Below are 26,692 nucleotides of genomic sequence, written 5' to 3'. Positions count from 1 at the left end.
TAAATTTTAGATGTTATCAATATTACTTGCTCCCGACTCTTTCAAAGAAAGCATGCCTGCTGAGCAGGTATGCATGATTATGAAAAATGCCATCCACAAAGTCTTACCAGATGCACAATGTATTTTGAATCCAATGGCAGATGGTGGTGAAGGAACCATTGATGCATTGGTCATGGCAAAATCAGGATTAAAAATCGCGTGCGAAGTACAAGGCCCATTCGCTAATCAGCGTGTCATGACTCATTTTGGATTAATTGATCAGGGACAAACAGCAGTCATTGAAATGGCGAAAGCCAATGGCATTCATCTCATACCACCTCATTTAAGAAATCCTTTGTTCACTAATACTGTAGGAACAGGGCAACTGATTGCCGCAGCTCTCGAATTCGGTGTGAAAAAGATCATCATCGGATTGGGTGGGAGTGTGACCAATGATGGTGGTGCTGGTATGGCGCATGCTTTGGGCGTGAAATTTATTAATCAATATCATGAAGCATTTGAGCCAACAGGTGGAAACTTAAACCAAATCGATTCCATTGATGTGTCACAACTCGACCCAAGATTGACTAAAACAGATATTGTTATTGCTTCAGATGTAAACAATCCATTATGTGGTCCACTTGGCGCATCTTATATTTTTGGTCCGCAAAAAGGGGCAACACCTGAAATGGTGCAAGTATTGGATCATAATTTATTGCACTTTGCAGGGGTGGTAGAGCAGCAGCTTTTAGTCGATTTACGTCATCGATCTGGTGCTGGTGCAGCAGGTGGTTTGGGATTTGGTTTGATGGCATTTACAGGCGCAGATATTCGATCGGGTGCTGAATTAATCATTGAGGAAACTCAATTGGCTGAAAAAATTGCGCAAGCTGATTATGTATTTACGGGTGAAGGGAAAATTGATACTCAGACTCAATTTGGTAAAACCCCATTTGCCGTTGCTCAAGTCGCATATCGGCACAACAAGCCTGTATTTGCATTCGCTGGTAGAGTTGGTGAAGGGGTAGAACCATTGTACGAACAAGGGTTTCATCACATCTGTAGTATTAATCCTCTGGATCAAAGTTTGTCAGAATCCTTGAAAAATGCAGTTCAGAATTTAGATTTAACGGTACAAAATATCGTAAGGCAGCATATCTAATCCTCTATGTAAGTGGGCTTTGAGGTTTAAAACTGAAGCGTGTTTGTATTTTCTAAATCTAGCTCTGTTAAACTATTGTTATTGTAAAATTGATGAGTAGCGATGAGTTTAGACAGCCTGATTGATGAATTAAATCCTCAACAAAAACAAGCTGCAACCACAGAAGCCTTACATAGTTTGGTGTTGGCGGGTGCGGGCTGTGGTAAAACCAAAACGATTGTGGCACGTGCTGCTTATCTTATTGATCAAGGTGTACCCGCCAATCAAATTCAAATTTTGACGTTTACGCGTCGTGCTGCCAGTGAAATCGTGGCGCGTGTCGAATTGGCACTCGGTGAACAAGCAAAAGGATTACGAGCATCAACATTCCATACTTTTTGTATGTACTTGCTGCGTCGTATACCAAAAGCTTTCGGCTTAGCGCAATTCTCAATTATTGATCGTGATGATCAACTCATGATGTTTCGTTTGATACGTGGTAAAGATGATAAGAAGAATCCCAATCAGCTCCCGAAGCCTGCTGAATTATGTGATCTGTATTCATATGCTAGAAATACGCGTCAAAAGCTAAGTGTTGCCATAGAAAAGCAAATGCCTGAATTCTTAGCAATGAAAGACCTGATTGCAGAAATCATGAAAGAATATGAAACTCGAAAGCAGGCACGCAGCTTTCTTGATTATGACGATATTCTTGCGATCGTGGCGTCAGCTTTAGCACAGTCTGAGGGTCTAGTCGATTATGTGGCTTCGATTTGCAGACATATGCTCGTGGATGAAATGCAAGACACCAATCCATTGCAATGGGCGCTATTAGAGCCTTTGAAGGACCGAGTAAGTTTGTTTTGTGTCGGGGATGATGCTCAATCGATTTATGGTTTTCGTGGCGCAGATTTCGAAAACATTCATCATTTTAAAGAGCGTGTGCCAGCAGCTCAGATCTTTAAATTAGAAAAAAACTACCGATCTACTCAAGAAATTTTAGATTTATCAAATTGGTTGCTTGATCAAAGTGAGATTAAATATGACAAGCGCTTAGATGCGTATCGAGGTACAGGCATAAAGCCTAAAATTCATATTTTCCCGAATGAGTTTGATGAAGCAAAATGGATTGCCATAGATATTAAAGAGAGATATTTGCTTGAGGGAAGTCCTTGGCGCGATCATATGGTTCTGGTACGTTCAAGCTTTGCAGCTCGTCATATTGAAGCAGCTTTCATTGCAGCTAATGTCCCATACCGGTTTATTGGTGGTATGAAACTTCTTGAAACTGCGCATGTTAAGGATTTACTAAGTTTACTACGCGTCATTGCCAATCCTTCAGACGATATTGCATGGATGCGGTTTTTGACGCTTTGGGATGGTGTCGGTGATGTAGGCGCAAGCCGTTTAGCGCAACACTTGTTACAGGATCCTCAAGATGACGTCATTGCGGAAAAACTAGAAAAATTTGGACGTATTCCTGCTGAGGCTCTACTCATTATGAAGCAGTTGAATGTGTTAAAGACCGAAGTTAAAGCTTGCGTAAGCTTGGCAATTCAGGCAATAGAAATTCAGTTGAGTGAAAATTACAAAAAGGATTGGGGGCGTCGTCAAGGAGACTTTGAGTTGGTGAAACAGTTAGCTTCAAAACATACTCAGTTAAGTGAGTTTTTAGAAGCCTACGTGCTTGATCCAGTTTCAATCAGTGAAATCGAACGCCAGTCAGATACTGATGTTGTTACCTTGATCACGATACATTCTGCTAAAGGAACTGAACAAAAAGTTTGTTACGTGGCGAATGTGACACCTGGTCAGTATCCACATGCAAGAGCTCAAGGGGATTTTGATGAAGTTGAAGAAGAACGCCGTGTCCTTTATGTAGCACTTACCCGTGCACAAAATGAATTGATTTTAACTAAGCAAAATTTGGTGACGTGGGCAAGGGAACAAGTCGATGAGCAAGGACGAAAAGTTGAAAGCTATTTTCTTAATGATCTTTCAAGACATTTGTGTACAAGTGAAACACATTATAAAACCAGGCAGCAAACGGTTAAGAGTGCTTTGATTGAGCGACAGTCGATTAATTTAGATTTTGGGATTGATCTCGATTAAACTATCTAGATTGTTTCATACAAAAAGTAGAGTAGGCGCGTACTTTTTGGTTTTTTTGCCTATCTTCTTAAGGTTTTTTCATGAAAATTTTAGTTCGTAACTTAGAGCGCAGCATTACTGAAGCTGAGATTCTGGAGTTATTTCAGCAGTTTGGAACAGTAGACTCATGTACATTGGTGTTAGATGCTGCAACAGGAAAATCGAAAGGATTTGCCTTTGTTGAGATGCCACATGGCCGTGAAGCTGTGAAAGCAATTAAGGGGCTGAACACCCGTAAAGTTAAAGGTGCAGGTATTCGAGTAAAAGCTGCAGACGAAAAGCCAGAAGCATAACTTGATGTCTAAATAAAGTAGGAGCAGTTATTGCTCCTTTTTATTTGATATTTTATTTAATTTAACTAATAAATATGAATATTTTTTAGCTTTTTTGACCGACTTTTGTACTTTCAAGAATTGACATATTTTTGAAATGTATTTCTGTTATATATTAATATTTTTATTAAAAACATACAATTAAAATCACATTTATATACAAATTATTGTGAAGTATATATTAATAATAGATTGAATAATTTTGAGTGAAGTGTGTAGTATAAAAGCTCCATTATAAAACCCCAAAAGGTTATAAAAATGTCTATTCAAGAATTAAATCATCTAGAAACAGAAATCGTATCAGGTGCAGGTACGTTAATCGGTGACACGCTTCAAAACGCATCAAACTTATTTTCGAGCACATTGAATGTTCAAGCTCCAATTTGGAAGCCATTGAGCCTAATACCTGGTGTTGGTACAGTTCATCAAGCAATTGATGTTGGCTTCCTTGCGATTTCAGAGGGTCTTTACAAGGCTGGAACACTGTTAGGTGGTGATCAAGATCAGGTCAAATTTCATTATGACAATGAAAAAGGCGATGGGACTTATAATCCATTAGGAATTTTTAAGGGTATTGTTCGCTAATATAACCTTAGATTCATTCGCAAGGGTCAGCCATGCATTTGGCTGGCTTTTTTTTAAGCAGTATGCATTAATCATCAAGCTTTCAATCAATCTTGTTGATCTAAAATTAATCTTTATTTTTTTCTTAAAAGCATTGCGTGATATGGCGCCAACATTTAAGTTGTATGACATAAATGTTGCTAGGAAGTTTTCATGTCTCGTGTTGCTCGTTTTCATGCAGATCGCACTAATCAAAAACTCTATTTTGCCCGTCTATCATGTCAGCAAGCAGAACAGACAGATCATATTCAACAAGCTCAAGCCCATCGTGAAGCGGCAGTCTTTCATTTGCATGGAGCGGTTTTGGCATTTTTGCAAGAGTTGGTTCGTTATTACCGTTTAAATGATTTTTCACCTACATTAAAATCTATTGAAGAGCATATGGCCGCTAAAGGGCAAGTTTCTCCAGAAATCACCGTGTTACAGCATCTTGCAAAGGATGGTTTTATTGCAGAACTAAAGCGCGCTTATCGTATGTGCCAGTATGCACCTGAACCAAGTGCACCAGAACCTGAGGATGAGACTTCTTCAAATCTTATTATTAAAGTCACGCAGACACCTCAAGCGTGGTTGCCAGACACTCAAATTCTTCGAGAGTGGCATCGTGACTTAACCCATCTTATTGACGGTTTTCGTAACGAAATGGTTGAGTTTTAATTGTAATCATGACAGTTTTAAACGATTAGACTTGAAATATAAATTTTAGAACTTATATAAAATAGTCTAAGCTATGCAAAGTGCATTCAGCATTTTGCCACCATGTGAATCATGGAGGGTATATGTCTATAGAGCAATTGAAAGAATTATTCGGAACACAAGAAGCAATTTTAGAATTGGTGCAACTCGAGAATGGCGAGTTAGCGCTTCGTCACGCTGCATCCGAGGATGAGCCACTTGTGAAAATTCAATTTAATGATGAAGTGAAAGCTTTATTAGGTGATCATATGCCTTTGATTGCCCAACACATGATTCAGGCTGCGTTATTTGCACTTCTCGAAAAACAATCGAATGAATGGCATGCGGAAGTCGTAGATGAAAAACCACAGTTTTATAGCTAAGAAAAAACCGCGCAAATAGCGCGGTTTTTATTTTACTTAGTGAGATGGTGCATGATGATGTGCGATTTCAATTTGATTTAGAATATGATTGCTCATGTTCTTCGCCATTTCTTCCTTCGCGTAATACACTTCACCAATTTCATCTGCACGTATTGCTTCAGCTTCTTCTTTACTTTCTGCACAGATCAAAACTTGAATCTGTGGATTCAGAAGTTTGGCAGTATCTACAATCTTATGAATATCTAAAATATCCATCGGCGAGATAATTAAAAGCCTCGCATGTTGTATATGCGCTTGAATTAATACGCCCGGCTCTGTTGCTGAACCTGATACTGCAGCAATATCTTTTGCACGTAGTTTTTCAACAATTTCTCGATTTTCTTCAGCAATCACCACTTTGATGTTATTTTCCATCAGTGTTTTTGTTAAGCGACGTCCAACTTCTCCATGACCGACCATGACCACTTGATCGCGCAGGTAGTCCTGTGAGACCTCGTCAGGTAGCATCGCCAATGGATCACCACTACGCTCAAGCAAACGAGCCAAATGCGAGCGCTCACGAATCCATTTCTGTACGGGTTCAATGGCTGAAAATAAAACAGAATTGAGCGAAATAGAAAATAATGCCCCGGCTAAAATCAAGTTTTGAGCTTCAGGGGTTAATAATCCTATAGATAGACCGAGTGTTGCCAAGATAAAGGAGAACTCACCGATTTGAGCGAGTGAGGCACCTACTGTAAGTGCGGTATTTAATGGATAGCGGAAGAACAAAACCAGCGCCATTGCTGCTAATGTTTTTCCGATCATGATAATGCTAATCACAGCCAGAATATGAAGTGGTTCTTCAACGATAATTGTTGGGTCAAACAACATTCCGACAGAGACGAAGAATAGGATGGAGAATATCTCACGCAGTGGTAACGTTTCTTCTTCAGCACGATGACTGAAGTCAGACTCTTTAACCACCATCCCAGCAAAGAATGCACCTAATGCCATTGAAACGCCAAAAATCGCATATGAACCATAGGCAATGGATACGGCTGCTGCAACCACAGTCAGTGTAAATAGCTCGCGAGAACCCAAGCGTACGACAAACTGAATAATTTTAGGGATGAGGCGCTTACCAATAATCAGCATAAAGGCAATAAAGCCCGCAACTTTAAGTAAGGTTATTCCTAAAGTCACAAAGACATTTTGATCTGGATCAGCGCCTTCCAGTGCTGTTCCGCCAAGGAGTACAGCTGTAGCGGGTAATAAAACTAAAGCGAGCACCATGACTAGGTCTTCGACGAGTAGCCATCCCACAGCAATTTTTCCATTGACTGAATCCAGTAAGCCTCGGTCACCTAAAGCTTTTAGGAGTACCACAGTACTCGCACAAGATAAGCTTAAGCCAAACACCAATGCTGACCCAAAACTCCATCCCCATAGCATGGAGACGCCAATCCCGAGGATGGTAGCCACTGTGATTTGTAAAATTGCACCAGGGACAGCAATACGCCGAACTTGCATTAAATCTTTCAGTGAAAAGTGCATCCCGACACCGAACATCAAAAACATGACACCCAGTTCTGCGAGTTGATTGGCTAGTGTGATATCGGCGACGATACCGGGGGTTTTGGGGCTAATAATAATGCCGGCAATGAGATAGCCAACAAGAGGGGGTAGACGTAAACGTGCGGCGATAAAGCCAAAAATAAGGGCTAAGCCAAAACCAACCGCAAGCAATATAATTAAATCTACATCATGTGGCACTAATCACCCCTTAAATATTTATAAATTATGAATTGGCTTTTGAGCTGTATAAGCATAAAAAATGCCAAACTGAGATTAAATTTTAACAACCTGAAGAAAAAAAAGGCAAAAAAAACGACCCAATGGGTCGTATTTTTTTAAAGAACTAAAATTATTTGATTTTAGCTTCTTTGAAGATTACGTGTTGACGGATTTTTGGATCAAATTTTTTGATTTCCATTTTTTCCGGCATAGTACGTTTGTTCTTAGTAGTGGTATAGAAATAACCTGTACCAGCAGAAGAAACTAGGCGAATCTTATCACGCATTTTCGTTGCTCCTTAGATCTTTTGACCTTGAGCACGTAGGTCAGCAACAACCTTTTCGATGCCCAATTTGTCGATAATACGCATACCTTTAGTAGTTAGACGAAGACGTACGAAACGTTTTTCGCTTTCTAACCAAAAACGGTGGTGGTGCAGGTTCGGCTCGAACCGGCGCTTAGTTTTGTTGTTGGCGTGTGAGACGTTGTTACCAACGACTGGACGCTTGCCGGTAACTTGGCAAACCTTAGACATGGTGTAACTCCATTGATTTAGCCAACAGCAAACCTGTATGGCCAGTCAAAATAAAACGGATTGAATTCATTCAAGGGGCGTTTTATATCAAAAATACGCTTAAAAGACAAGCGAAATTGATAAAAACAGGGCATGACCTGTTGTGATAGATCATGCCTTGATCATTTAACGAAGAAAGGCTTTACGGATAAGACTAGGGATCGGTCTATTAAACGGAGGCAGTACGTATTTCAAGCTGAATAGCTTTGGAATAGACATGACTGAGCGTTCATTTGATAAACTGAAGAAGCCTTCGGGACCATGGTATCTGCCCATACCAGATGCACCAACGCCACCGAAAGGTAGATCATCTTGTGCAACATGAGTAACAACAGCGTTTTGACCAAAGTGTCCAGAGTGAGTACGTTGCGAAACGTATTCTGCTCGAGCATCGTTAAAGTCGAAATAGTATAATGCAAGTGGACGTGGTCGGTCATTAATAAACTCGATAACTTCGTCTATTTGATCATATTCTAAGATTGGTAAAATTGGACCAAAGATTTCGTTCTTCATAATTTCCATATCAGGGCTGATATTGGTCAGAAGGGTTGGCGCTATTTTACGTACAGAAGCAAGCTCTTCTTTTAATGGGTTAATTTCAGTGACTTGAGCACCATTTTGAATCGCATCTTCTAAGTAACCTTGTAAGCGTTTATTTTGCTTATCGCTCACTATAGAGGTGTAATCTTGGTTGTCACGTAATGTTGGATACATCGTTTTCGCAACGGTTTCAAACTGGTGAATAAACTCTGAAGTTTTACCACGTGGTAGGAAAATATAATCTGGTGCGACACAAGTTTGACCCGCATTCCACAATTTACCGAATGCAACACGCTCCGCGACATCCTTTAAGTCAATTGAAGGGTGCACGATAACTGGTGATTTACCACCAAGTTCTAGAATAACTGGAACTAAGTTTTCAGATGCTGCTTTCATCACAGTCTTACCAACATTGGTAGAGCCTGTGAAGACTAATTTATCAAATGCAAGATGACTGAATGTGTCAGAGATTACGCCACCACCTGTAACAACGGCAACTAACTCTTGTGGGAACGCTTCAGATAAAGCATTTTGTAATACATAGCCAAAGTTACGAGAGGTGCTTGAAACTTTAATCATGGCATGGTTGCCCGCTGCCAATGCACATACTAATGGGCTAATCGCCAATAATAAAGGGTAGTTCCAAGGGGAAATGATACCGACAACACCTAAAGGTTGATACTGAACCCAACCTTTTGCAGGTTGATGTAAAATACCGATATGGCGTTTAGAAGGCTTCATCCACTCTGTTAAATGTTTGCTGTAATATTTGATTTGTTCGAGTGAAGTGAGTAGTTCACCAATTTTCGTTTCAGAAACCGAACGATTACCATAATCTTGGCTAATTGCTTCTGCAATTTGGTCCTGATATTTAATCAAAACTGCTTTAAGACGAGCCAAACGTTCAATACGCTGTTTTGCTGTCGGGTTCGGATAACGTCGATAGGCTGCTTTCTGAAGCGCTAGAAGATCATGTAAATGCTGAACTTCCGATGCTTCAGTCGTCATTAAATTTGTTTTTGTTTGACTGTTCATGACCAGTACCACTAATGTAAGGGTTGATGTGATTTTTATTTTTAGAGTAAATACTCTAAAAGTCAAGTCACTTTTATGTTAGCTTGGGCTAAACGTCATTATTCTTGTTATAGATGGTATTAGGATGTCGCATTCCAAAACGTTAAAAACCAAAGACCGAATCTTGCAAATTAGTTTGCAACTCTTTAACGAACGTGGAGAGCGATCTGTCACAACTAACCATATCGCAGCAGAGTTAGGTATTAGTCCTGGTAATCTCTATTATCACTTTCGTAACAAGCAAGAGATCATTAAAGAGCTGATGGAGCAATATCAGCATGCAACTTTAGAGCTGCTAGCATTGCCAGAAGACCGTGATGTAAATGCCAATGATAAAATCCGATACTTTCAAGTACTCAGTAGTCAGTTATGGGCCTATCGTTTTCTGCATCGTGATGTATATCATTTAACAGAAAATAATGATGACTTTAGAAAAATTTACCCGCGTTTCGCAGGTAAAGTGATGCAACAAGGTCAAAAGATTTACAGAGCCTTCGTCAATGCAGGTCTCATGCAAATGACAGAGTCTGAAATTGAAGCGTTGATCATCAACCTATGGATCGTCCTAACGAACTGGACGAATTTTCTCTATATGTCTGGTCATTTAAAAGATTCCAACCATTTAGATGAAAAGTGGGTTTGGCAGGCACTGCGTCAAATGGTGTTTCTTGAAGGTCCTTATTTACGTGGTGAAAGTCGTCAGACTTATGAGCGCTTGCTTGAAACGCTGGGAACATCTGAATTATTTGCCAGTCTTTCTGCTGATCGAGAAGATTGATTTCAGCAAAGATAATTTGAAAGCATTAAAAAAAGAGTTAGAATACGCGGCTGTTTTTCAATTTAACTGTTAAGTGATATAAATCATCATGAATATGACAACTGCTAACACAGCACGTTTACTGATTACTTGCGAAGATAAACCAGGAATCGTGCAGGCTGTATCGAGCTTTTTGTATCATCAAGGGGCAAACATCACTGCGCTTGATCAATATGCAACAGAAGCTCAGGGCGGGCGTTATTTCATGCGTGTTGAGTTTGAACTCGACAATTTGCAAAGCCGTAAGGAAAATATTCTACAAACTTTCGCCACAAACGTAGCTGAACGTTACAACATGCATTGGCGTTTAGCTTTAGTGTCAGATGTAAAGAAAGTCGGTATTTTGGTATCGAGAGTCGACCATGCCTTGCTTGAGCTTTTGTGGCGTCATGCACGTGGTGGATTACCTTGTGAAATCACTAAGGTTGTATCGAATCATGAAGATCTACGTGAGTCTGTGGAAAACTTCGGTATTCCTTTTGAAGTTGTGCCTGTCAATAAAGAGAACAAGCGCGAAGCATATGCAAAAATTGATGAGTTAATGCAAGGTAATGATTTACTTGTACTCGCACGTTATATGCAGATTCTTGATGAAGAGTTCGTCTCTAAGTGGGAAATGAAAGTGATCAACATTCATCATTCTTTCCTTCCAGCTTTTGTGGGTGCTAACCCTTATAAGCAAGCGTATGAAAAAGGCGTAAAACTGATTGGTGCAACAGCGCATTATGTGACAGCTGATTTGGATCAAGGTCCGATTATTGAACAAGATGTCGAGCGTGTCAGCCATGATTTTACAGTTGATCAATTACGTGAATTAGGTCAAGACGTTGAGCGTAATGTCTTGGCGCGTGCTGTTAAGTGGCATTTAGAAGACCGTATCATTGTTGATGGTAATAAAACTGTGGTATTCCAGTGATTTTTAATTAAATATCACTGATTTATTAAGGCATGCGTGAGCATGCCTTTTTTATTGATGATCAAAAAAACTCATCAAAACTGCAGAATTAATAGTTGCAAATGAAAACACTTCTCATTTATTATTGGCGTACTTTAATTGTACTAACCGATAAGTTTGATTGAAATCTTCCTTCTGAAGACAGCGTCAATGTATATCAGGTCATAAATTTTAATGAGCCCATCTTCCATTCCTATGATGCAAAATCCAATCTCAATGAAAAAGAAAGTGCTTACTTCGCTCATTGCAGTGGTGATCGGGCATATTGGTGTTTTATTTGCCGTGAGTCAGATGAAAACACCTGAATTAAAACCTATTGATAAAGACCCAATTAAGGTTCGTTTTGTTCAGATTAAAGAGGATGCGCCACCGCCGCCACCTCCTGTTGAACCTGTGAAACCTCAAGTTCAACCAAAACCAGAACCTAAAGTCGTTGAACCACCTCCTGTGGTTAAACCCAAAGTCATTGCTGAAAAGCCTAAACCTGTCGAACAAAAAGCAATTGTTCAAGAAGATAAATTAGAAAAGCAAAAGCAGGAACAACAGCGTTTAGAGCAAGAACGTAAAAATCGTGAGTTGCTTGAACAGCAGCGACGTGAGCAAGCATTGCGTGACCAACAGCTACGTGAGCAACAAGAACGTGAGCGCTTGGAAAATGAAAGACGCGAACAAGAACGTCGTGAGCAGCAAGCACGGAATACACCAAAGAATTTAAGTATTGGGCAAATATCATGGTCTCGTACACCGAAGCCATCATATACCAACCGAGATTTACAAGGTTCTGATCGTACTGTTGTAGTATCGATTGAAGCGGACACTAACGGTAATGTAGTGAATGCCAGAATCACAAAATCAAGTGGAATTGATTCGCTTGATCAAAAGATTTTACGCTCAGTGCGTAATGCAAAATTCAGACCTTATAAGGAAAATGGTGTGGCTTATCCGTTTAGAGCGGAACAACCATTTGAACTTAAGTTGAATTCTAACGGCTAACTTTTATTAGGAGTTCGAGTATGAACTTTTCAGTTTATTGGCAACATGCTGATGCAGTCAGTAAGACGCTTTATTTCGTTTTACTCGCAATGTCTATTGCGACATGGACAATTGTCGTTTTACGTGTGATAGGAACACGTCAACTGAAAGAAGTTGCTTATGCTCAACTCTCTAAAGCATTAGCAGGATTGAAAGCAAAACTCGCTCCTTTGGGATTTGAACAACGTAAAGCTGTTGCTGAGCAAGCTTTATTGCGTCAGATTGCTTTGGAAAAAGCATCTGCTGAAAAAGGTGTTGCTGTACTCGGAACAATTGCCTCACTTGCACCATTTGTAGGGCTATTTGGTACAGTATGGGGAATCTTCCATGCATTGGTTGCAGTAGGTAAAAGCGGTCAAGCAGGACTTGCACAAGTTGCAACCCCTGTAGGTGAAGCCCTGATTATGACTGGTATTGGTTTGGCAGTTGCTATTCCAGCAGTGATCGCATACAACATTTGTATTCGCTTTAATCGTACATTAAGTAATGAACTACAAGATCATGCTCACAGTCTGTTAATCGACACGATGCTGCAACAAGATTCTTCTGCGCAAAAAGTTGAAGTGAAAGCGACTCAAGAAAGTTACGTTGGAGGTCAAGCTTAATGGCTTTTCAATTGGGTGAAGACAACGATACAGGCATGACGGAGATGAACCTCATCCCGTTAATTGACATTATGTTGGTTTTGATGATCATCTTCTTGGTGACAGCGACCGTTGCTAACCCATCAATTCCATTAACTTTACCAAAAACGACAGCGGATATCATTGATCCACCACCTGAATCGATTCAAGTAAGCATTAACTCACAGGGTGAGATTGCATGGGATTCAGAAATTATCAGCTTAGATGAATTGCAAAAAAGATTTAACGATGCCGGTGGTTCAGCACAACAACCGACGATTATTCTTAAAGCAGATAAAGAATCACGTTATGATACTGTTGCTCAAGTGATGTCACGTGCAAGCGAAGCCGGGCTTGCTGACATTGCCTTTGCCACAGATAATTAAGTGATTAACATGAGAAAAGCGACCATAAGGTCGCTTTTTTTATACCTGTATTAGTCTTTGAGTAAACCTTCAAATTTAGAGCGCAGCTTTAAAAGTTTTGGTGGGATACTAAAATTGCAGTAGCCCTGAGTCGGGTTACGAGCAAAGAAGTTTTGATGATATTCTTCAGCAGGGTAGAAGGTCGGTACTGAGCTTAATTCTGTAACAATATCTAAACCTTCTGCTTTTAACTGTTGAATTGCTTTCTCTGCAATCTGGCGCTGTTCTTCATTAAAATAATAAATGACAGAGCGATATTGCGTACCTATATCATTACCTTGGCGATTGAGTGTGGTTGGATCATGTGTTGCAAAAAATACATCAAGCAATTGAGCAAAGCTAATTTGACTTTCATCAAAATCCACTAAAACCACTTCTGCGTGATGGGTGTCTCCTTTGCAAATGTCCTCATAGCTTGGATTGGCCGTATACCCACCCGCATAACCACTCACGACTTTAGTGACACCTTTGAGTTGAAGGAAAACTGCTTCAACACACCAGAAGCATCCGCCACCGAGCAAAGCTTGTTGCATGGGATTCACCTTATTGAGTTGCAATGACTGAAATAATGGGGTGTAGAATGAAAAAAGCAACCAGTGAAATGGTTGCTTAACTGTTAACGCGGTTGTATTGCAGACTCATACTGCAATACTGGATTACCATTCTCATCGAGTAGGCGAAGCGTTTTGTCATAGACTTGGAATGCCGCGACTTTTGCCAAGGCAGCATTATAGCGATTTGCAAGTTCTTGAGTATTCACGCACATCATTTGTGTAGTCGCAACTTCACTCAAGCTAATTTTGTCAGCTTTAATGCTATATGCACCCATAAAACGGTTACAACCATCTGCACCACTCAAACGACTAGATGCTGCATCAAATTGAATACTTGGAACATTGTGTGCAGTAGGGTCGGTTTTAAATTCTGTTGCGCCGATATGTGTCAAAATCCAAGTTTTATTTTGCAATTGATTAAGTGCTTGTTGCTGCTTTTCAGCAGATGGTGTTGTGGTACATGCTGTAAAAAGTAATGCTGAGCCTATAACGGATACGGCTAAAAGTTGTTTTAACATATGAAATGCCCCTGTGTTATTTCTTTCTAATATAAATTAAATTCAAGTCAATTTTATGTATATCAACTGATACGCTAAGGTGCAAGCTCTGGCTGACTCTGAGGGAGACCCAGACGAATCAATTTTGAATAATTTTCACTACTTTGATATTTAAATTGATTAAATTGGTCTGTTCTTGGGTTGACATGTGCCTTGTTGTACCATGTTTTGATATCCCAATGATGTTGTAATGCCCCCAAGTCATACAGATAATTAGGTAAATAACCTGAGGCTAATAATCTGTAGTCCACTGGCAGTTCATGTTTGGAAATCGCTTGAACCATATCAAAAACCAAAGTGGTGCAGTTACTGGTCAAGGTGTTATACCATTTTGGTTCTTGATTAAGTTGATCTGCTTGCTCTAAATATTCCTCAAATAAAGCTTTCATTTCAGCAGCTTCCATGTTGATTGGGAAAAAATAGACCTGCTCATTACGTACATTGCTACGTGTATAAATAATGTCTTTCTCGTCAGCAGCAACTAAACTGACTTCGTACTTTCTAAAAAAACCACCAATAGCAGAGAACTCTTCATCTTTTTCTTTGCGAATTTCAATCGAAAAGGTCAGTGGTTTAGAGTTTTTGAAATCAAAGCTGACTAAAGTGTGGGCGATTTGTGGTCCCATCCAATATGAAGTAATGATGTTAATGCCACTGATTTGATTCAAATCAATTTGACGTGTTTCCCAGCGTTCTTGAAAGGTTCCGTCTTCATTCCATGCAAAATTACGCACATTGTGTAAAGTGACCCAATCACCTTGACGTTCATAATTGAGAATTCTTGCGACTTCAGGATTCCACTCACGGTCTTGTTTGGCAGGGATACTAAAATACCAAACTAAACTGAACGCAAAAAAGACAATGTATAAGACAACATCTTTACTACGGCTGAAAAAATGTTGTGTTGCATATATGCCTAAAACACTTAAGGCAAAAGCGACCCAAAAGCCAATGATAATACGATTGACTAACCAGCCAAATGGCTCTTGAACCCATAAGGCCATACATAACCAAATTGAAGAGAAGATGACAAATAAACTAAATAGGGAGTGAAAAGCTCCCTTTGCAAGCGCAAGAATAAACTCTCTTTTACCGATGTTATGCATTGTTATTGGCTATATGTAAGAAAGCTTTATTTTTGGTAGGTTGCGAACTCAAATGCAATATTTGTTTTGTCATCAATGTGTTGCTCTGATGCCACTTTTTTAAATTCAGGTGGAATCTCAGGATAATGAGCATCACCTTGAACGTCTAATTCAACATGCGTGAGTTCTAAGCGATCCGCAATAGAGATCGTTTGGCTAAAAATTTCTCCACCACCTATGATAAAAATAGATCCAGGCTTTTCTGAAGCTTTTACATCATGGACTGCCTGCTCAAGTGCACTCTCGATTGTATGCGCGATTTTTGTTCCTTCAAACTGCCATGACGTATCTCGTGTAATGACCCAATTTACACGTTTAGGAAGTGTTCTACCCATAGATTCAAGTGTTTTACGTCCCATGACCACAACACCACCTTGAGTAATTTCTTTAAAATGTTTGAGATCAGCTGAAATATGCCATGGCAAATCATTTCCTTTGCCAATACAACGTTGTTGATCCATTGCAACGACGTGTACGACTTCTAAACCTTGAAATGCCATGATTATTCTTCCAGCGAATATGAGTTAAAGAGGGAAATGTAAAGTTGGATCACGATTGGTACCAACGGTGATCCCAAAAGACTTTAGTTAAAATCAAACCGCAACTGGTGCTTTAATTGCAGGATGCGATTCGTAATTTACGATTTCAATATCTTCAAATTTGAAATCAAAAATATCTTTAATTTCGGGATTCAGTTTGAGTTGGCACAATGGAAGTGGTTCACGTGTTAATTGAAGTTGTGCTTGCTCGAAATGATTGGCGTAAAGATGAGTATCACCACCTGTCCAAACAAAATCACCGACTTCTAGATCACAGACTTGCGCAATCATATGGGTGAGAAGTGCATAACTTGCAATATTAAATGGAACGCCAAGAAAAACATCAGCACTACGTTGATAAAGCTGACATGATAATTTTCCATCCTGAACAAAAAACTGGAAAAGCGTGTGACAAGGAGGGAGTGCCACTTGTCCAGCTTCTTTTGGGTTCCAACCTGATACGATTAAACGACGGGAGTTTGGATTGGTTTTAATTTCATTAATTAACCATTTGATTTGATCAAAACCATCTTGCTCGTATAAACCATCGTCTTTTTTAGTTGCACCAAAGTTACGCCATTGGTGTCCATATACTGGACCTAGCTCTCCTTCAGGACGTCCAAAACGAGCAGTCTGCTCAGCTGTCGACCATTCATCCCAAATTGTAACTTTATGATCTTGCAGATATTTAACATTGGTATCACCTTTAAGGAACCAAAGTAATTCAATCACGATTGAACGGAAGTGAACTTTCTTTGTGGTCAGTAGAGGAAAACCTTTAGAAAGATCAAAGCGCATTTGATGACCAAATACAGAACGAGTACCTGTACCAGTACGGTCACCTTTATCACCGCCATTGTCGAGGATATGTTGTAGTAGGTCTAAATACGCTTTCATAAATGTCCTGATCGATTTGAATGTGGCATTTGAAGAATAAACCAATGCCAAAAATTTCATTGGCATCAGTTTATACTAAAGCAGCATGCATTTTAATATCTTCCTTACGGAATAGACTCTTTGAAAGCGAGTAATTAAAGAAATAAGAAAGCACCCTTTAGGGTGCTCTCATTTAACACAAAATTTTAGGGCTTAAGCAGTTTTGTGTCCTGTATGTACAGTATGAATTAAATCGCTTAGGTCATAACCAATGGATTGAGCATATGCTAGATACGCTTGTTTGATAGATTCATTTAACACAGGTTCACGGTGCAGAATCCAAAGATATTTTTGATTAGGTTCACCGACTAAAGCAGTTTGATAATTTTCATCGATCTTAAGTACCCAATAATCACCCTTAGTGAATGGAATCCAACGAAATCCTTCAGGCAAAAAGCTGACTTCTAATTTGCCATGTTCAGCATCTACAACTGTGGCTTCGCCAATAGACTCATCCAGTTCTTTGTTGCCATCAAGACAACGATTTTGAACACGTACGGTTCCATCGCTGTTTAAGGTATAGACTGCCGAAATATCCGTACTGTCTTCAGGTTGGTGCTTCATTGGTAAGCGTGCAATCTCATACCAAGTACCTAAATAGCGTTCAAGTTGGAAGTTAGATACGGTCGTTAAATTTTGACTCATTATGATGTACTCCATTTAATCTAAATTAGATACGTTCTTTGAGTATAGGCACAGTTTTGGAGTAGAAATAATACTGTTCTGTAGCAAAGCGTTAAGTGAGTGTGATTATATTTATTTTCATTTGCTTAGTTGTTTTGAAATTCAGCGGGGTGTACGAGATGCATATAAACTCACTACGAACAATCCCACTGCGCTATAACCTATGAGTTGTACAAAAAGTGCAAAAAACTCTCTGCTATTTTGAAAGTTCAGCGCTGAAAGCATGAAGATAAAAAATACAATCAAGATGATAGGAATTAAAGCATAATATGCTTTCAGCTGATGCTTTAGACGCTTAGATTGGATCAAAACATGATGAATAATGTGTACGCTTAAGCCTAAACATAAGCTCATTAGTGTCGATAGAAAATCAAGTTTTTTAATTTCAGCTGTCAACAGAATCATTACACACGTTGATATACAAATGATCAATTTAAGCGTGCGTGTGCATCGTTCCGAATACCAGAAATTTAACATAATGACGTCTTAATGCTGATGTTGATGAAGTAGAGACAGTGGAGAAAATAAGCAAATAGATAAAGCCATAAATCCTAATCCTTGAGCACCAGGTAAAAGAATTTCTCCATCCTTTGCATGCATGAAAATCAAGGCAAGTAGCAAAGCGATAGGAATCCAAGTAAATAATCGGTACATTAGCCCAGTTGGATGGTGTGAAGCGAAATGAATTTTACAGTAACGGCAAATAAGAAAAACAATACCTGTGCCCACAAACATTAAGATGGCATCGAAGTTAAGCGGTTGCATCCAATATAACGTAGCGGTAGCACTCGCAATCAAAATAAAAAATAAAGCTTTGTATTGTATTGAAACTTTAGGATCAAACCAAAACTCGAGCATAGTAATCTGAATCACAGTAAATAATTCAAAACTCTAGCACAAAAAAAGGTGAACAAGATGTTCACCTTTGAGGACATAATTTACTTATTTGCCATTATTTTGTAGAGGACCCCAGTCATATACTTTCTTTTGGTAGGCATACCAAAGCATCCATAGCCCGATGAGAATCATTGGAACTGTAAGGAATTGTCCTTTGCTCATCCATCCGATAAATAATTGACCATTATCTGGCTCACGGAAGAATTCAACTGTGAAGCGAGCGATACCATATCCAATTAAGAATAGAGCAGAAACAGCCATGCGTGGACGAGGTTTAGAACTAAACCACCACAGAACAATAAAAAGAATCAAACCCTCACAGAGTGCTTGGTAAAGTTGGGATGGATGTCGTACGAGTTGTAAAGGATCTGTAGGGAAAATCATACCCAATGCGAAATTTGGATCTGTGACTTGTCGGCCATAAAGTTCGCCGCCAATAAAGTTGCCAATACGACCAAACATCAGACCTGTTGGAACACATGGGGCAATAAAATCCAGTGTTTGGAACCAAGTCATTTTGTATTTTTTACACCACAATAACATGGCCAACATGACACCTAAGAAGCCGCCATGGAAGCTCATGCCACCTGTCCAAACTTGGAATAACCATATCGGATTTGCAAGGAATTGATCAAAACCATAAAAGAACACATAGCCTACTCGACCACCAATCACGACACCTAATGCACCGTAAAAGATGAGATCAGAGACCATGTCTGGTGTCCATCCTCGTTGCTTAGCACGGAATGTTGCCAAGCCCCACGCAAATAAAAATGCGAGTAGATACATGAGTCCATACCAGTGAACTTGTAATGGACCCACAGATATTGCCACTGGGTCAATAGAAGGATAGGTCAGCATTGCTTTTCCTTTATATTATGTTTTGTGTCGATTCTAACGGAAAGACTGAAAAAATGTTGTACATTCAATGTGTAAAGTTCTAAGGATGCAACGATGTGTATTGTAGCAATCGCATGGCAAGTGTTGGATGAAACACCATTATGCTTAATTTCAAATCGGGATGAGTTTTATCACCGACCTGCTTCACAAATTCATAAGTGGGAAAATAGCCCAATTATTGCAGGTCAAGATTTACAATCTGGTGGGACATGGATGGGGATTACTGCTGCAGGGCGTTGGGCACTTGTGACAAATTACCGTGATGCAAATGATAAGAAGGAATATTCACCTTCAAGAGGACATATCATTCAGCAATATCTGGAGTCTGAATTAGCACCGATCCGATTTGCCCAAGAATTAGAAAAAAAGCAATGTGATTACGCTGGATTTAACCTTTTTATCGGAACCTCTGATCAAGCGGTTTATATGAGTAATCGTGGTGAATCTCCACAAGTTCTTGCTAAAGGTGTATATGTGGTTTCCAATGGTGTATTAAGTGATCCATGGGAAAAAACCAAACATTTGCGTAAACGCTTTACACAAGAGTTCTTGCCCTTATTGCAATTAAATCCCAATGATCAAAAAGCGTATGATTTAGAGTATGTCGTTTGGGATATCTTACAAGATGAAAGAAAAATTGATTTAGACTTATTACCTCAAACGGGCATATCAGTGGAAATGGAGCAGCTGTTATCTTCTACTTTTATACAAAGCCCGATATATGGAACACGATGCTCAAACTACCTGTTGTTGAAAAGAAACCAATGGACTTGGCTTGAAAAAACGCAGCAAGGTGAACATCAGAATCACATAGTCAAAATTGATCTGAATCTCTCAAAAAAAATGCCGACATCGTAGTCGGCATTTTCTATTTCAATGTTTGAATTAAGCAGCAGGAGTGTTTTCTTTCTTTTCTAGACTTTCCCCAACAATCTCACCACCATCTTTACGTGTAATCACGACCGTCGCAGAGCGAGGACGTGTACCTTTACCACCGCTGATAGTGTTGCTGTGATTTGCAGGCCAAGTACCACCTGGATGCTGAACATTCACAAAAATAGCTTTATAGTCTGGTGTCATCGTTACACCTGTAATTTCACAGCCTGAAGGGCCTGTTAAAAAACGACGTAACTTTGAATCATCAAGCTGTGCGCCAGCAGGAGTAAGTTGAGTGGCATTATTTGAACCAGCATTTGCAGAAGTCACTTTACCATCACTTACTTGACCTGGAAGTGCAGCGAGCATCATGCAATTCGTTTCATCTGTATAAGCGCCATCATCAGTCTGTACCCACAAGACACCACGTGGATCAAACCATAGGCCATCTGGACTTGAGAAATCATTGGCTGATGTGAGTCCAGATAGGTTTACACCCGGAAGTGAATCTTCTTCTGCGCCAAATAAGAAGATATCCCATACAAATGTTTTTGCTGTAACAGTATCACCAGTTTCACGGAAACGAATAATATGTCCGTTGATATTCCCGCGAGGACTACCACCTTTATCATTATCAGCATAATTACGAGGGTTGGCAGCATCAATCGTATGCTCACTTCCACGTAATGAGTTATTTGTTAAGGTGACATAAACCTCACCATTCTCTGGGTTTACTGCAACCCATTCTGGACGATCCATTTTGGTTGCACCAACTGCATCACCTGCTAAACGGGCATTTACCAATACATCAGCTTGATCTGTAAATTTGTATTTTGAATAACTAGCAATTAATGGATTGGAGATATTGAGTTCAATCCACTCACCAGACGTCTTTTGAGTTGCTTCATTAAAGTTAAATTTAGCAACATAGAATTTACCGTTATTCATATATTTATCACCAGCAGCATAACCGCCGTTGATATCTTTAGGGTCCCAAACCGCATCTGAAACAAATTTATAGATATATTCGCCTTGAGAGTCATCCCCCATATAGAAGGCTAGTGGTTGCCCAGGAATGGCACGACTGACACGACAATCTTCATGTGCAAAACGTCCAAGAGCTGTACGTTTTACTGGGCGTTGACGACCATCAAACGGGTCAATTTCAACAATCCAACCAAATGTATTTGGTGAGTTTCTAAAATCTTGAGTTGCAGAAGATGCAGAGACTTTAGTTAACCAGCGCTCATAGACATCTTGAGGGAACAGTTGTGCTTGAACTGTGTGCCACTTATAAGAACTATTTGAAGCAATTTTATAGCGTTTTAACGACTCCAAATCCTTTTCAGAACGATCTTTATCATCGCGAGTAAAGTATTGGTTAAAGTTTTCTTCAGTGGTTAAGTATGTGCCCCAAGGCGTATAACCGTTACCACAGTTATTGATCGTACCTAATGTAAATGTGCCTTCTGGACTGATCTTGGTTTGTACCAATTCATGCCCTTTTACAGGACCAGCGAAATCGATCGGTGTTGCAGCTGTAATTCGACGGTTGAATACAGAGCGTTTGTTTAGAGTGACTTGTTGAGTTGTAGGATTTTTTTGTACTTCAATCACTGAAACGCCGTGACAGTTGATTTCACGTAATGCTTCATCTTCAGAACGAATATCCGCTGAAATTGTATTATTCGCTGGATGCAAAATCGCTTTGTTATCTACATATTCGTGGTTGAGTACCAGTAAACCTACATTTGACTCATTTTGATCATAACGACTATTTTTCATGCCGAAATATGTCATACCGTCATGACATTCGCCTGAGCGCATGGTAAATGAAGCACCACTCGGAATATTATCTGCATCCCATTCAGGCATACCTTCAAAAAGCGGGTCTCCTAGTGCATAAATAACACGTGCTTCATATCCTTCAGGCACTGTGAATTCATTTTTAATATTTTTATCAACCGCTTTAAATGTTAGTTCAGTTGGCGTTTTTGATTTGTCGAATTCAGGTAGAGAAGGATTTGAGTTGTTATTGTCATTGTCGTCACTGTTACAGCCTGCTACTGAAGCCGCTACTGTCAATGCTACTGCACCACCAGCAGTCTTCTTAATGAGATCTCTACGCGTAATTTGCTTTTCAAGTAAATGGTGAAATTCTGGATTCCCCGAATCATTGCTATCGTAATCATCGTTAAAAGGTGTTAAATCAGTCATGTTCGTTCCTAGCATCTTGCTTGGTAGTTTTTAGCGTCACAAACAACTTAATGCGGAATCATGACAATCAAGTGATAGATTTATGTCAGTTGAATTAAGCTTTTATTTAAAGAGTATGAAAAAGGCGAGTCTTCAGACTCGCCTATGTGTAAAAGGGTCAAGATATCAAAGTACTGACTTTGCTCTTCTGTTTTCGAGTAATTTTCCAAACAAAAGTCCCAATTCAAATAACATCCACATTGGTATCGCTAACATAATCATCGAGAGTGCATCAGGTGGCGTCACAAACATAGAAACGAAGAAACAACCTACAATAATAAAACGTCTTTTTTCAACCAATTGTTCTGTGGTAACGACTCCAATCATAATGAGTAATAAAGTCACAATTGGAATTTCAAAAGTTAAACCAAAAACCAAGAATAATTTTAAACAGAAACTCAGATAGCTATTAATGTCAGTCATGGGTGCTACCGTTTCAGGTGCAACGCTAATGAAAAAATGTAAAATCGAAGGGAGGGCTACAAAGTAAGCAAAAGCAACACCCGCATAAAATAATGTAATACTTCCGATGAGTAATGGTAGAGCTAAAGCTTTCTCATTTTTATATAGCGCCGGTCTGACAAAAGCCCATATTTGATAAATGATAAATGGCATGGCGATCATTAGAGCAACGAAGAAGTTTAACTTAAATGGTGCCATAAATGTCGCGGTGACATCAGTTGCAATCATTGATGAATTTATTGGGAGTTGAGCTCTAAGAGGCTCAGACATCATTTGATAGCTTTGATTTGCAAATGGTAATAAACAAAAGAATAAAACGAGAATGACCCCAACTATTCTAAATAAATATTTTCTTAAAATAATAAGATGCTTGGTTATTGGCATTTCTTCAAGCTGAGGATTAACTTCATTTGAAGAGATGATATTTGGGAGAGTATTGTGACTCATACTGCCTCCGCTAAGACTACATACGGTTTATTGTGTTGCGCCGAATTTTGAATATGAATAAAACTTTGCTTAGGTGTAGCGTGTCCTCTAAAAGGAACTGCTGTACTTTGCTGAACGCTTAAATACACATAAATAGATCTTGTTTCAGAGAGAACCTGTTGATCGATAGGTGGATTTAAATATTCATCGCTTAATACTGTGTGTTTTTCAATTTCCTGCATTTGCGCTTTCATTTTTTCTTCTAATTCTTGAATGCGCTTCATTTCAGTCTGCATTTGTTCTTTAAGTTCAGACATTCTTAGTTCACGATCAATATCATTTTGTACATTGCTGACCATACGCTTAATTTTGCCATACCATTTACCAGCAAATCGCGCACCCTCAGGAAGCTTTTCAGGTCCAAGAACAAGCAATGCAATGATGCCAAACATTAATAGTTCAGCCATACCAATATTCAGCATTACTGTTACCTACCTTTAATGTTTAGCTGTTGAGTTCAAATCATGAGATGTTTGATGTTCAATCGTGCGTGGTTCTTTTAATTGAGCAGATGTGCTCTGGTCTTCGTCATCCTTAATTGATTTTTTAAAATCTTTAACCGCACCACCAACATCTTTACCCAAATTTTTTAGCTTAGACGTACCGAACAAAAGTAAAACGACAATTGCGAAAATAAGTACGTGCCAAATTGATAATCCAGCCATGATATATTCCTTATTGAAAATGATCTTGAATGATTTCAACAGTTCTTTATGACAGCAAGTTGACGGAATTATTTCAGTTTGAAGTCATGGATTTTTTATGTGTGCAAGAGACTTATTCTGAAGTGAAATAGATGTTGTGCTAAGATGAGAAAAAATCTATTTCATATTTAATATGGTTCTTCTACTCCCACTAGTCTCCTTTCTCATCGGCTATTTTGGTGTAGAATATTTACAAAAAATTCGTCCCTTTATGGCGATGTTGTTGGCGAAAGTGCTGATTCCTCTCATCATTATTTACAATATGGTGTTTTACCAAGAGGGCAGTATATGGTTGATGTTATTTGGTTTTATCGCTTCATTTTTGCTGTATTTATTTGTTTATTACCGTACAAAAGACAAATTAGTCTCCTTATGTTCCAGTTACCTGAACATGGCTTGGCTTGGCTTTCCATTTGCATTCGCTATTTTTGGTGCGCAAGCATCTAGTCCTATGGTTGCACTTTATGTCGGGGGCTCTATTTTTGGTAATATTTGTGCAGTGACCGTATTAAGTGCTGAAAAGCAGTCTGCGATGGAGATTTTGAGAAAATTGACTTTCTCTCCACCGATTTTAGCTTTATTAGTTGCTGGTTTTCTTTCGTTATGGAATGTTAGTCATTTTCAGCAGAATGCAATGATTCAATCATTGTATATATTGGATAAGTGGTTAATGACCTTTACAGGGATGTGTATCCTTGGGATGTGGTTATCTCAAGTAAAAATTCACTTGTCCGATTTAATTGAAAGTTTAAAACTTGCTTTGATTAAATTTCTATTTGGTTTAGTGTGCTGTGCGGTAGCCTATTTTCTTCTACCGATTCCTCACGAACTGGTTGTTATTGCACTGATGTCTATGTTTTTTTTATTGCCACCCGCAGCGAATATTGTTGCTTTAGAAACACATTATTCAGGAACAGGTGTTTCAGCCCAATATATCGCAGCGGGTACCATCGTAAGTTGCATGACAATTGGTTTATTTGCCATGGTTTATCATGGACTGATTGTTTAGTTCGTTTCGAGGCTTGCTTTGAATAACTGCATGGCTTGACCACGATGACTGATCTTATTTTTTTCTTCTTTGGTCATTTCAGCGCTACTAATATTGAGTTCAGGTAGCCAAAACAGTGGGTCATAGCCAAAACCATTTTTGCCACGTGCTACTTCCAAAATTTCACCTTTCCAGATTCCTTGGAAAATCTGAGGTAAAGGATCTTCGGCGTGTTGAACTAAGGCGAGTACACACACAAACATCCCTTCAATCACGTCACCATTGTTACGTAATGGTGCTAAATCTGCCAGTAATTTAGCATTATTGGCAGCATCATCGCCATGCTCACCAGCATAACGTGCAGAGTAAATACCAGGAGCACCACCAAGTGCAGGGACGCAAATACCTGAGTCATCTGCTATAGCTGGTTTACCCGAAATCTTAGAAGCATGTCGTGCTTTGATAATGGCATTTTCTACAAAACTTAACCCATCTTCCACCGCATCCTCAATGTTCAGTTTTCCTTGAGGCACAACGTTAACAGGGAGTTTTAAATCTTCAAATAACTTTTCGAACTCAGCTATTTTCCCTTTATTGTTGCTCGCTAAAACCAAAGTACCTTGATCTAACCAATCTTTAGACGCCATGTTGAATCGCTTTCAGTTTCAAATTTGAAGCTATTCTAACGGATATTTGCGATGATACAGATGAACTCATCTCTAAAATAACCAATCATTAATCATGAGAGATTTAAATACCATTCATATTCGTCAAGCAGAGATCGCGGATGTTGAAAATATTGCGTCCTGTATTGCTTTCGCTTTGAATCACTTTGATGAAATGCCAAAAAGTAAGTCCCTATTTTCAAAAGAAGCTCTTGTATCGCACATCAATCATCAAGAGATAAAATACTTTGTTGCAGAATTAAAGCAGTCGCTTGTGGGGATGATTGCTTACAAACAACCCACTCATATTTTTCATTTTTTTGTTCATCCAAATCTGCAATTTCAAGGCGTTGGAACTCATTTATTTAATTATGTGTTAGATCAATTAACTCAAACGGAGATCCAACAGATCACAGTCAATGCGCATATAGGGGCTGTTCATTTTTATAAAAAATTAGGTTTTACTTCACAGAATGAAGTGGACATATTCGAAGATCTGAAATTCATAAGAATGAAGAAGATGATCGAATAAAAAAAGCACCGATAGGTGCTTTCTTCAAACTTATAAGCGTTATTAACGACTTTGAATCCATTGATCAGCACGGTCACGTGCAGTACGAATTTGTTCTGGTGTCAGGTTGGCAGCCAAAGCCGTCTTTTTCGTCTCAGACATATTGATCACTTTATTATCTAACATGCCATCACGTGTAGAAAGCTCATACCATTGGTAAGCACCCATATAGTTTTTCTTTTGCTCTTCCATAACGGCTAAATTGAAGCTTGCACGATTGTCACCATGACTTGCTGCTTTTTCGAAGTATTGGCGAGCTAAGGTTTCATTTTTAGTAACACCAATACCATCAGCATACATACGACCCACATTCAGCTGAGCAGATGAAATACCTTGATCGGCTGCTGCCTTATACCAAACGAAAGCTTGTT

At 39.2% G+C, this 26,692-nt stretch carries 33 protein-coding genes; 14 read left to right on the top strand and 19 right to left on the bottom strand.

Annotated elements, in window-relative coordinates; all coding sequences use genetic code 11:
- Window positions 1-10: 10 nt before the first annotated feature.
- From CL42_RS07470 to CL42_RS07445, 6 genes are all read left to right on the top strand, one after another.
- Window positions 11-1,141, top strand: a complete 1,131-nt coding sequence (locus CL42_RS07470) for a glycerate kinase (protein ID WP_035266770.1) — start codon at window positions 11-13, stop codon at window positions 1,139-1,141.
- 102 nt (window positions 1,142-1,243) lie between these two features.
- A complete protein-coding gene (locus tag CL42_RS07465) occupies window positions 1,244-3,232 on the top strand; it encodes an ATP-dependent helicase (protein WP_035266767.1) in 1,989 nt (662 codons plus the stop codon).
- An 80-nt stretch (window positions 3,233-3,312) separates the two neighbouring features.
- Window positions 3,313-3,564 (top strand): RNA recognition motif domain-containing protein, encoded by a 252-nt coding sequence (locus tag CL42_RS07460; RefSeq protein ID WP_035266766.1) that lies wholly within the window; start codon window positions 3,313-3,315, stop codon window positions 3,562-3,564.
- Window positions 3,565-3,861: 297 nt separating this feature from the next.
- Window positions 3,862-4,188 (top strand): hypothetical protein, encoded by a 327-nt coding sequence (locus tag CL42_RS07455; protein WP_035266764.1) that lies wholly within the window; start codon window positions 3,862-3,864, stop codon window positions 4,186-4,188.
- A 192-nt stretch (window positions 4,189-4,380) separates the two neighbouring features.
- A complete protein-coding gene (locus CL42_RS07450; protein WP_035266761.1) occupies window positions 4,381-4,884 on the top strand; it encodes a DUF6586 family protein in 504 nt (167 codons plus the stop codon).
- 122 nt (window positions 4,885-5,006) lie between these two features.
- Window positions 5,007-5,285 carry a hypothetical protein gene (locus CL42_RS07445; RefSeq protein ID WP_035266758.1) on the top strand — a complete coding sequence of 93 codons (279 nt, stop codon included), beginning with the start codon at window positions 5,007-5,009 and terminating at the stop codon, window positions 5,283-5,285.
- Between the two features lie 36 nt (window positions 5,286-5,321).
- Here CL42_RS07445 and CL42_RS07440 read toward each other — a convergent pair whose 3' ends face one another.
- From CL42_RS07440 to CL42_RS07425, 4 genes are all read right to left on the bottom strand, one after another.
- A complete protein-coding gene (locus CL42_RS07440; RefSeq protein ID WP_035266756.1) occupies window positions 5,322-7,040 on the bottom strand; it encodes a cation:proton antiporter in 1,719 nt (572 codons plus the stop codon).
- Window positions 7,041-7,191: 151 nt separating this feature from the next.
- A complete protein-coding gene (gene rpmG / locus CL42_RS07435) occupies window positions 7,192-7,347 on the bottom strand; it encodes a 50S ribosomal protein L33 (protein ID WP_001205031.1) in 156 nt (51 codons plus the stop codon).
- Window positions 7,348-7,359: 12 nt separating this feature from the next.
- Complete coding sequence (gene rpmB, locus CL42_RS07430; RefSeq protein WP_000048256.1) at window positions 7,360-7,596, bottom strand: 50S ribosomal protein L28; 237 nt, start codon at window positions 7,594-7,596, stop codon at window positions 7,360-7,362.
- 165 nt (window positions 7,597-7,761) lie between these two features.
- The gene (locus CL42_RS07425; RefSeq protein ID WP_035266754.1) at window positions 7,762-9,210 is read right to left on the bottom strand and encodes a coniferyl aldehyde dehydrogenase; all 1,449 of its coding nucleotides are present in this window, start codon (window positions 9,208-9,210) and stop codon (window positions 7,762-7,764) included.
- Between the two features lie 124 nt (window positions 9,211-9,334).
- On the opposite strand from CL42_RS07425, the gene CL42_RS07420 reads away from it, so the two are divergent.
- The 5 genes from CL42_RS07420 (at window position 9,335) to CL42_RS07400 (ending at window position 13,062) form a co-directional block, all read left to right on the top strand.
- Window positions 9,335-10,027: a TetR/AcrR family transcriptional regulator gene (locus CL42_RS07420; protein ID WP_035266753.1), complete on the top strand. Its 693-nt coding sequence runs from the start codon at window positions 9,335-9,337 to the stop codon at window positions 10,025-10,027.
- An 88-nt stretch (window positions 10,028-10,115) separates the two neighbouring features.
- Window positions 10,116-10,982 (top strand): formyltetrahydrofolate deformylase, encoded by an 867-nt coding sequence (gene purU, locus CL42_RS07415; RefSeq protein ID WP_035266751.1) that lies wholly within the window; start codon window positions 10,116-10,118, stop codon window positions 10,980-10,982.
- A gap of 213 nt (window positions 10,983-11,195) precedes the next feature.
- Window positions 11,196-12,014: an energy transducer TonB gene (locus CL42_RS07410; protein WP_035266750.1), complete on the top strand. Its 819-nt coding sequence runs from the start codon at window positions 11,196-11,198 to the stop codon at window positions 12,012-12,014.
- Between the two features lie 20 nt (window positions 12,015-12,034).
- Window positions 12,035-12,658 carry a MotA/TolQ/ExbB proton channel family protein gene (locus tag CL42_RS07405; protein WP_035266747.1) on the top strand — a complete coding sequence of 208 codons (624 nt, stop codon included), beginning with the start codon at window positions 12,035-12,037 and terminating at the stop codon, window positions 12,656-12,658.
- Window positions 12,658-13,062, top strand: coding sequence for an ExbD/TolR family protein (locus tag CL42_RS07400; protein WP_035266746.1), 405 nt, complete (start codon window positions 12,658-12,660; stop codon window positions 13,060-13,062). Before CL42_RS07405 ends, CL42_RS07400 begins: the two co-directional genes overlap by 1 nt.
- Window positions 13,063-13,112: 50 nt before the next feature.
- Here the strand turns inward: CL42_RS07400 and msrA are convergent, their stop codons facing one another.
- The 9 genes from msrA to lgt all read right to left on the bottom strand — a co-directional run bounded on the left by msrA (window position 13,113) and on the right by lgt (window position 19,274).
- A complete protein-coding gene (gene msrA / locus CL42_RS07395) occupies window positions 13,113-13,634 on the bottom strand; it encodes a peptide-methionine (S)-S-oxide reductase MsrA (RefSeq protein WP_035266744.1) in 522 nt (173 codons plus the stop codon).
- A gap of 83 nt (window positions 13,635-13,717) precedes the next feature.
- Window positions 13,718-14,173: an META domain-containing protein gene (locus CL42_RS07390; protein ID WP_035266743.1), complete on the bottom strand. Its 456-nt coding sequence runs from the start codon at window positions 14,171-14,173 to the stop codon at window positions 13,718-13,720.
- 74 nt (window positions 14,174-14,247) lie between these two features.
- Window positions 14,248-15,318, bottom strand: coding sequence for a DUF4105 domain-containing protein (locus tag CL42_RS07385; protein WP_035266740.1), 1,071 nt, complete (start codon window positions 15,316-15,318; stop codon window positions 14,248-14,250).
- A 26-nt stretch (window positions 15,319-15,344) separates the two neighbouring features.
- Window positions 15,345-15,857, bottom strand: a complete 513-nt coding sequence (locus tag CL42_RS07380) for a dihydrofolate reductase (protein WP_035266739.1) — start codon at window positions 15,855-15,857, stop codon at window positions 15,345-15,347.
- A gap of 93 nt (window positions 15,858-15,950) precedes the next feature.
- Window positions 15,951-16,793, bottom strand: a complete 843-nt coding sequence (gene thyA, locus CL42_RS07375; RefSeq protein ID WP_035266815.1) for a thymidylate synthase — start codon at window positions 16,791-16,793, stop codon at window positions 15,951-15,953.
- 192 nt (window positions 16,794-16,985) lie between these two features.
- A complete protein-coding gene (locus CL42_RS07370; RefSeq protein WP_035266738.1) occupies window positions 16,986-17,477 on the bottom strand; it encodes a lipocalin family protein in 492 nt (163 codons plus the stop codon).
- A 141-nt stretch (window positions 17,478-17,618) separates the two neighbouring features.
- Window positions 17,619-17,921 carry a hypothetical protein gene (locus CL42_RS07365; protein ID WP_035266736.1) on the bottom strand — a complete coding sequence of 101 codons (303 nt, stop codon included), beginning with the start codon at window positions 17,919-17,921 and terminating at the stop codon, window positions 17,619-17,621.
- Between the two features lie 81 nt (window positions 17,922-18,002).
- Entirely contained in the window at window positions 18,003-18,374 is a 372-nt protein-coding gene (locus CL42_RS07360) for a hypothetical protein (protein WP_035266735.1), read from the bottom strand.
- Window positions 18,375-18,458: 84 nt separating this feature from the next.
- Complete coding sequence (gene lgt, locus CL42_RS07355; protein WP_035266733.1) at window positions 18,459-19,274, bottom strand: prolipoprotein diacylglyceryl transferase; 816 nt, start codon at window positions 19,272-19,274, stop codon at window positions 18,459-18,461.
- 93 nt (window positions 19,275-19,367) lie between these two features.
- Between lgt and CL42_RS07350 the strand changes: the two genes are divergently transcribed.
- Window positions 19,368-20,171 (top strand): NRDE family protein, encoded by an 804-nt coding sequence (locus CL42_RS07350; RefSeq protein WP_035266731.1) that lies wholly within the window; start codon window positions 19,368-19,370, stop codon window positions 20,169-20,171.
- Window positions 20,172-20,198: 27 nt separating this feature from the next.
- Here the strand turns inward: CL42_RS07350 and CL42_RS07345 are convergent, their stop codons facing one another.
- The 4 genes from CL42_RS07345 to tatA form a co-directional block, all read right to left on the bottom strand.
- A complete protein-coding gene (locus CL42_RS07345) occupies window positions 20,199-22,406 on the bottom strand; it encodes a PhoX family protein (RefSeq protein ID WP_035266728.1) in 2,208 nt (735 codons plus the stop codon).
- A 165-nt stretch (window positions 22,407-22,571) separates the two neighbouring features.
- Window positions 22,572-23,354, bottom strand: coding sequence for a twin-arginine translocase subunit TatC (gene tatC / locus CL42_RS07340; protein WP_035266727.1), 783 nt, complete (start codon window positions 23,352-23,354; stop codon window positions 22,572-22,574).
- Window positions 23,351-23,815 carry a Sec-independent protein translocase protein TatB gene (tatB, locus tag CL42_RS16490; protein WP_051586559.1) on the bottom strand — a complete coding sequence of 155 codons (465 nt, stop codon included), beginning with the start codon at window positions 23,813-23,815 and terminating at the stop codon, window positions 23,351-23,353. Before tatB ends, tatC begins: the two co-directional genes overlap by 4 nt.
- Window positions 23,816-23,830: 15 nt before the next feature.
- Complete coding sequence (tatA, locus tag CL42_RS07330) at window positions 23,831-24,058, bottom strand: Sec-independent protein translocase subunit TatA (protein ID WP_035266725.1); 228 nt, start codon at window positions 24,056-24,058, stop codon at window positions 23,831-23,833.
- Window positions 24,059-24,230: 172 nt separating this feature from the next.
- Between tatA and CL42_RS07325 the strand changes: the two genes are divergently transcribed.
- The gene (locus CL42_RS07325) at window positions 24,231-25,106 is read left to right on the top strand and encodes a permease (protein WP_035266723.1); all 876 of its coding nucleotides are present in this window, start codon (window positions 24,231-24,233) and stop codon (window positions 25,104-25,106) included.
- Here the strand turns inward: CL42_RS07325 and rdgB are convergent.
- The gene (gene rdgB / locus CL42_RS07320; protein ID WP_035266721.1) at window positions 25,103-25,732 is read right to left on the bottom strand and encodes an RdgB/HAM1 family non-canonical purine NTP pyrophosphatase; all 630 of its coding nucleotides are present in this window, start codon (window positions 25,730-25,732) and stop codon (window positions 25,103-25,105) included. The genes CL42_RS07325 and rdgB overlap by 4 nt on opposite strands.
- Before the next feature lie 94 nt (window positions 25,733-25,826).
- Between rdgB and CL42_RS07315 the strand changes: the two genes are divergently transcribed.
- Window positions 25,827-26,282, top strand: a complete 456-nt coding sequence (locus CL42_RS07315) for a GNAT family N-acetyltransferase (RefSeq protein ID WP_035266717.1) — start codon at window positions 25,827-25,829, stop codon at window positions 26,280-26,282.
- A gap of 42 nt (window positions 26,283-26,324) precedes the next feature.
- Here CL42_RS07315 and CL42_RS07310 read toward each other — a convergent pair.
- Window positions 26,325-26,692, bottom strand: a 368-nt coding sequence (locus CL42_RS07310; RefSeq protein WP_035266715.1) for a tetratricopeptide repeat protein, incomplete at its 5' end; no start/stop codon positions are given.

Source organism: Acinetobacter sp. Ver3 (genome assembly GCF_000632455.1).
Classification (GTDB): domain Bacteria; phylum Pseudomonadota; class Gammaproteobacteria; order Pseudomonadales; family Moraxellaceae; genus Acinetobacter.
This window is presented reverse-complemented; position numbering and strand designations above follow the sequence as displayed.

What these genes read in the sequence shown, in the direction of transcription:
- CL42_RS07470 (WP_035266770.1), top strand. Translation starts at nt 11, where the DNA reads ATGTTATCAATATTACTTGCTCCCGACTCTTTCAAAGAAAGCATGCCT.
- CL42_RS07465 (WP_035266767.1), top strand. Translation starts at nt 1,244, where the DNA reads ATGAGTTTAGACAGCCTGATTGATGAATTAAATCCTCAACAAAAACAA.
- CL42_RS07460 (WP_035266766.1), top strand. Translation starts at nt 3,313, where the DNA reads ATGAAAATTTTAGTTCGTAACTTAGAGCGCAGCATTACTGAAGCTGAG.
- CL42_RS07455 (WP_035266764.1), top strand. Translation starts at nt 3,862, where the DNA reads ATGTCTATTCAAGAATTAAATCATCTAGAAACAGAAATCGTATCAGGT.
- CL42_RS07450 (WP_035266761.1), top strand. Translation starts at nt 4,381, where the DNA reads ATGTCTCGTGTTGCTCGTTTTCATGCAGATCGCACTAATCAAAAACTC.
- CL42_RS07445 (WP_035266758.1), top strand. Translation starts at nt 5,007, where the DNA reads ATGTCTATAGAGCAATTGAAAGAATTATTCGGAACACAAGAAGCAATT.
- rpmG (WP_001205031.1), bottom strand. Translation starts at nt 7,347, where the DNA reads ATGCGTGATAAGATTCGCCTAGTTTCTTCTGCTGGTACAGGTTATTTC.
- rpmB (WP_000048256.1), bottom strand. Translation starts at nt 7,596, where the DNA reads ATGTCTAAGGTTTGCCAAGTTACCGGCAAGCGTCCAGTCGTTGGTAAC.
- CL42_RS07425 (WP_035266754.1), bottom strand. Translation starts at nt 9,210, where the DNA reads ATGAACAGTCAAACAAAAACAAATTTAATGACGACTGAAGCATCGGAA.
- CL42_RS07420 (WP_035266753.1), top strand. Translation starts at nt 9,335, where the DNA reads ATGTCGCATTCCAAAACGTTAAAAACCAAAGACCGAATCTTGCAAATT.
- purU (WP_035266751.1), top strand. Translation starts at nt 10,116, where the DNA reads ATGAATATGACAACTGCTAACACAGCACGTTTACTGATTACTTGCGAA.
- CL42_RS07410 (WP_035266750.1), top strand. Translation starts at nt 11,196, where the DNA reads ATGAGCCCATCTTCCATTCCTATGATGCAAAATCCAATCTCAATGAAA.
- CL42_RS07405 (WP_035266747.1), top strand. Translation starts at nt 12,035, where the DNA reads ATGAACTTTTCAGTTTATTGGCAACATGCTGATGCAGTCAGTAAGACG.
- CL42_RS07400 (WP_035266746.1), top strand. Translation starts at nt 12,658, where the DNA reads ATGGCTTTTCAATTGGGTGAAGACAACGATACAGGCATGACGGAGATG.
- msrA (WP_035266744.1), bottom strand. Translation starts at nt 13,634, where the DNA reads ATGCAACAAGCTTTGCTCGGTGGCGGATGCTTCTGGTGTGTTGAAGCA.
- CL42_RS07390 (WP_035266743.1), bottom strand. Translation starts at nt 14,173, where the DNA reads ATGTTAAAACAACTTTTAGCCGTATCCGTTATAGGCTCAGCATTACTT.
- CL42_RS07385 (WP_035266740.1), bottom strand. Translation starts at nt 15,318, where the DNA reads ATGCATAACATCGGTAAAAGAGAGTTTATTCTTGCGCTTGCAAAGGGA.
- CL42_RS07380 (WP_035266739.1), bottom strand. Translation starts at nt 15,857, where the DNA reads ATGGCATTTCAAGGTTTAGAAGTCGTACACGTCGTTGCAATGGATCAA.
- thyA (WP_035266815.1), bottom strand. Translation starts at nt 16,793, where the DNA reads ATGAAAGCGTATTTAGACCTACTACAACATATCCTCGACAATGGCGGT.
- CL42_RS07370 (WP_035266738.1), bottom strand. Translation starts at nt 17,477, where the DNA reads ATGAGTCAAAATTTAACGACCGTATCTAACTTCCAACTTGAACGCTAT.
- CL42_RS07365 (WP_035266736.1), bottom strand. Translation starts at nt 17,921, where the DNA reads ATGATTCTGTTGACAGCTGAAATTAAAAAACTTGATTTTCTATCGACA.
- CL42_RS07360 (WP_035266735.1), bottom strand. Translation starts at nt 18,374, where the DNA reads ATGCTCGAGTTTTGGTTTGATCCTAAAGTTTCAATACAATACAAAGCT.
- lgt (WP_035266733.1), bottom strand. Translation starts at nt 19,274, where the DNA reads ATGCTGACCTATCCTTCTATTGACCCAGTGGCAATATCTGTGGGTCCA.
- CL42_RS07350 (WP_035266731.1), top strand. Translation starts at nt 19,368, where the DNA reads ATGTGTATTGTAGCAATCGCATGGCAAGTGTTGGATGAAACACCATTA.
- CL42_RS07345 (WP_035266728.1), bottom strand. Translation starts at nt 22,406, where the DNA reads ATGACTGATTTAACACCTTTTAACGATGATTACGATAGCAATGATTCG.
- tatC (WP_035266727.1), bottom strand. Translation starts at nt 23,354, where the DNA reads ATGAGTCACAATACTCTCCCAAATATCATCTCTTCAAATGAAGTTAAT.
- tatB (WP_051586559.1), bottom strand. Translation starts at nt 23,815, where the DNA reads ATGCTGAATATTGGTATGGCTGAACTATTAATGTTTGGCATCATTGCA.
- tatA (WP_035266725.1), bottom strand. Translation starts at nt 24,058, where the DNA reads ATGGCTGGATTATCAATTTGGCACGTACTTATTTTCGCAATTGTCGTT.
- CL42_RS07325 (WP_035266723.1), top strand. Translation starts at nt 24,231, where the DNA reads ATGGTTCTTCTACTCCCACTAGTCTCCTTTCTCATCGGCTATTTTGGT.
- rdgB (WP_035266721.1), bottom strand. Translation starts at nt 25,732, where the DNA reads ATGGCGTCTAAAGATTGGTTAGATCAAGGTACTTTGGTTTTAGCGAGC.
- CL42_RS07315 (WP_035266717.1), top strand. Translation starts at nt 25,827, where the DNA reads ATGAGAGATTTAAATACCATTCATATTCGTCAAGCAGAGATCGCGGAT.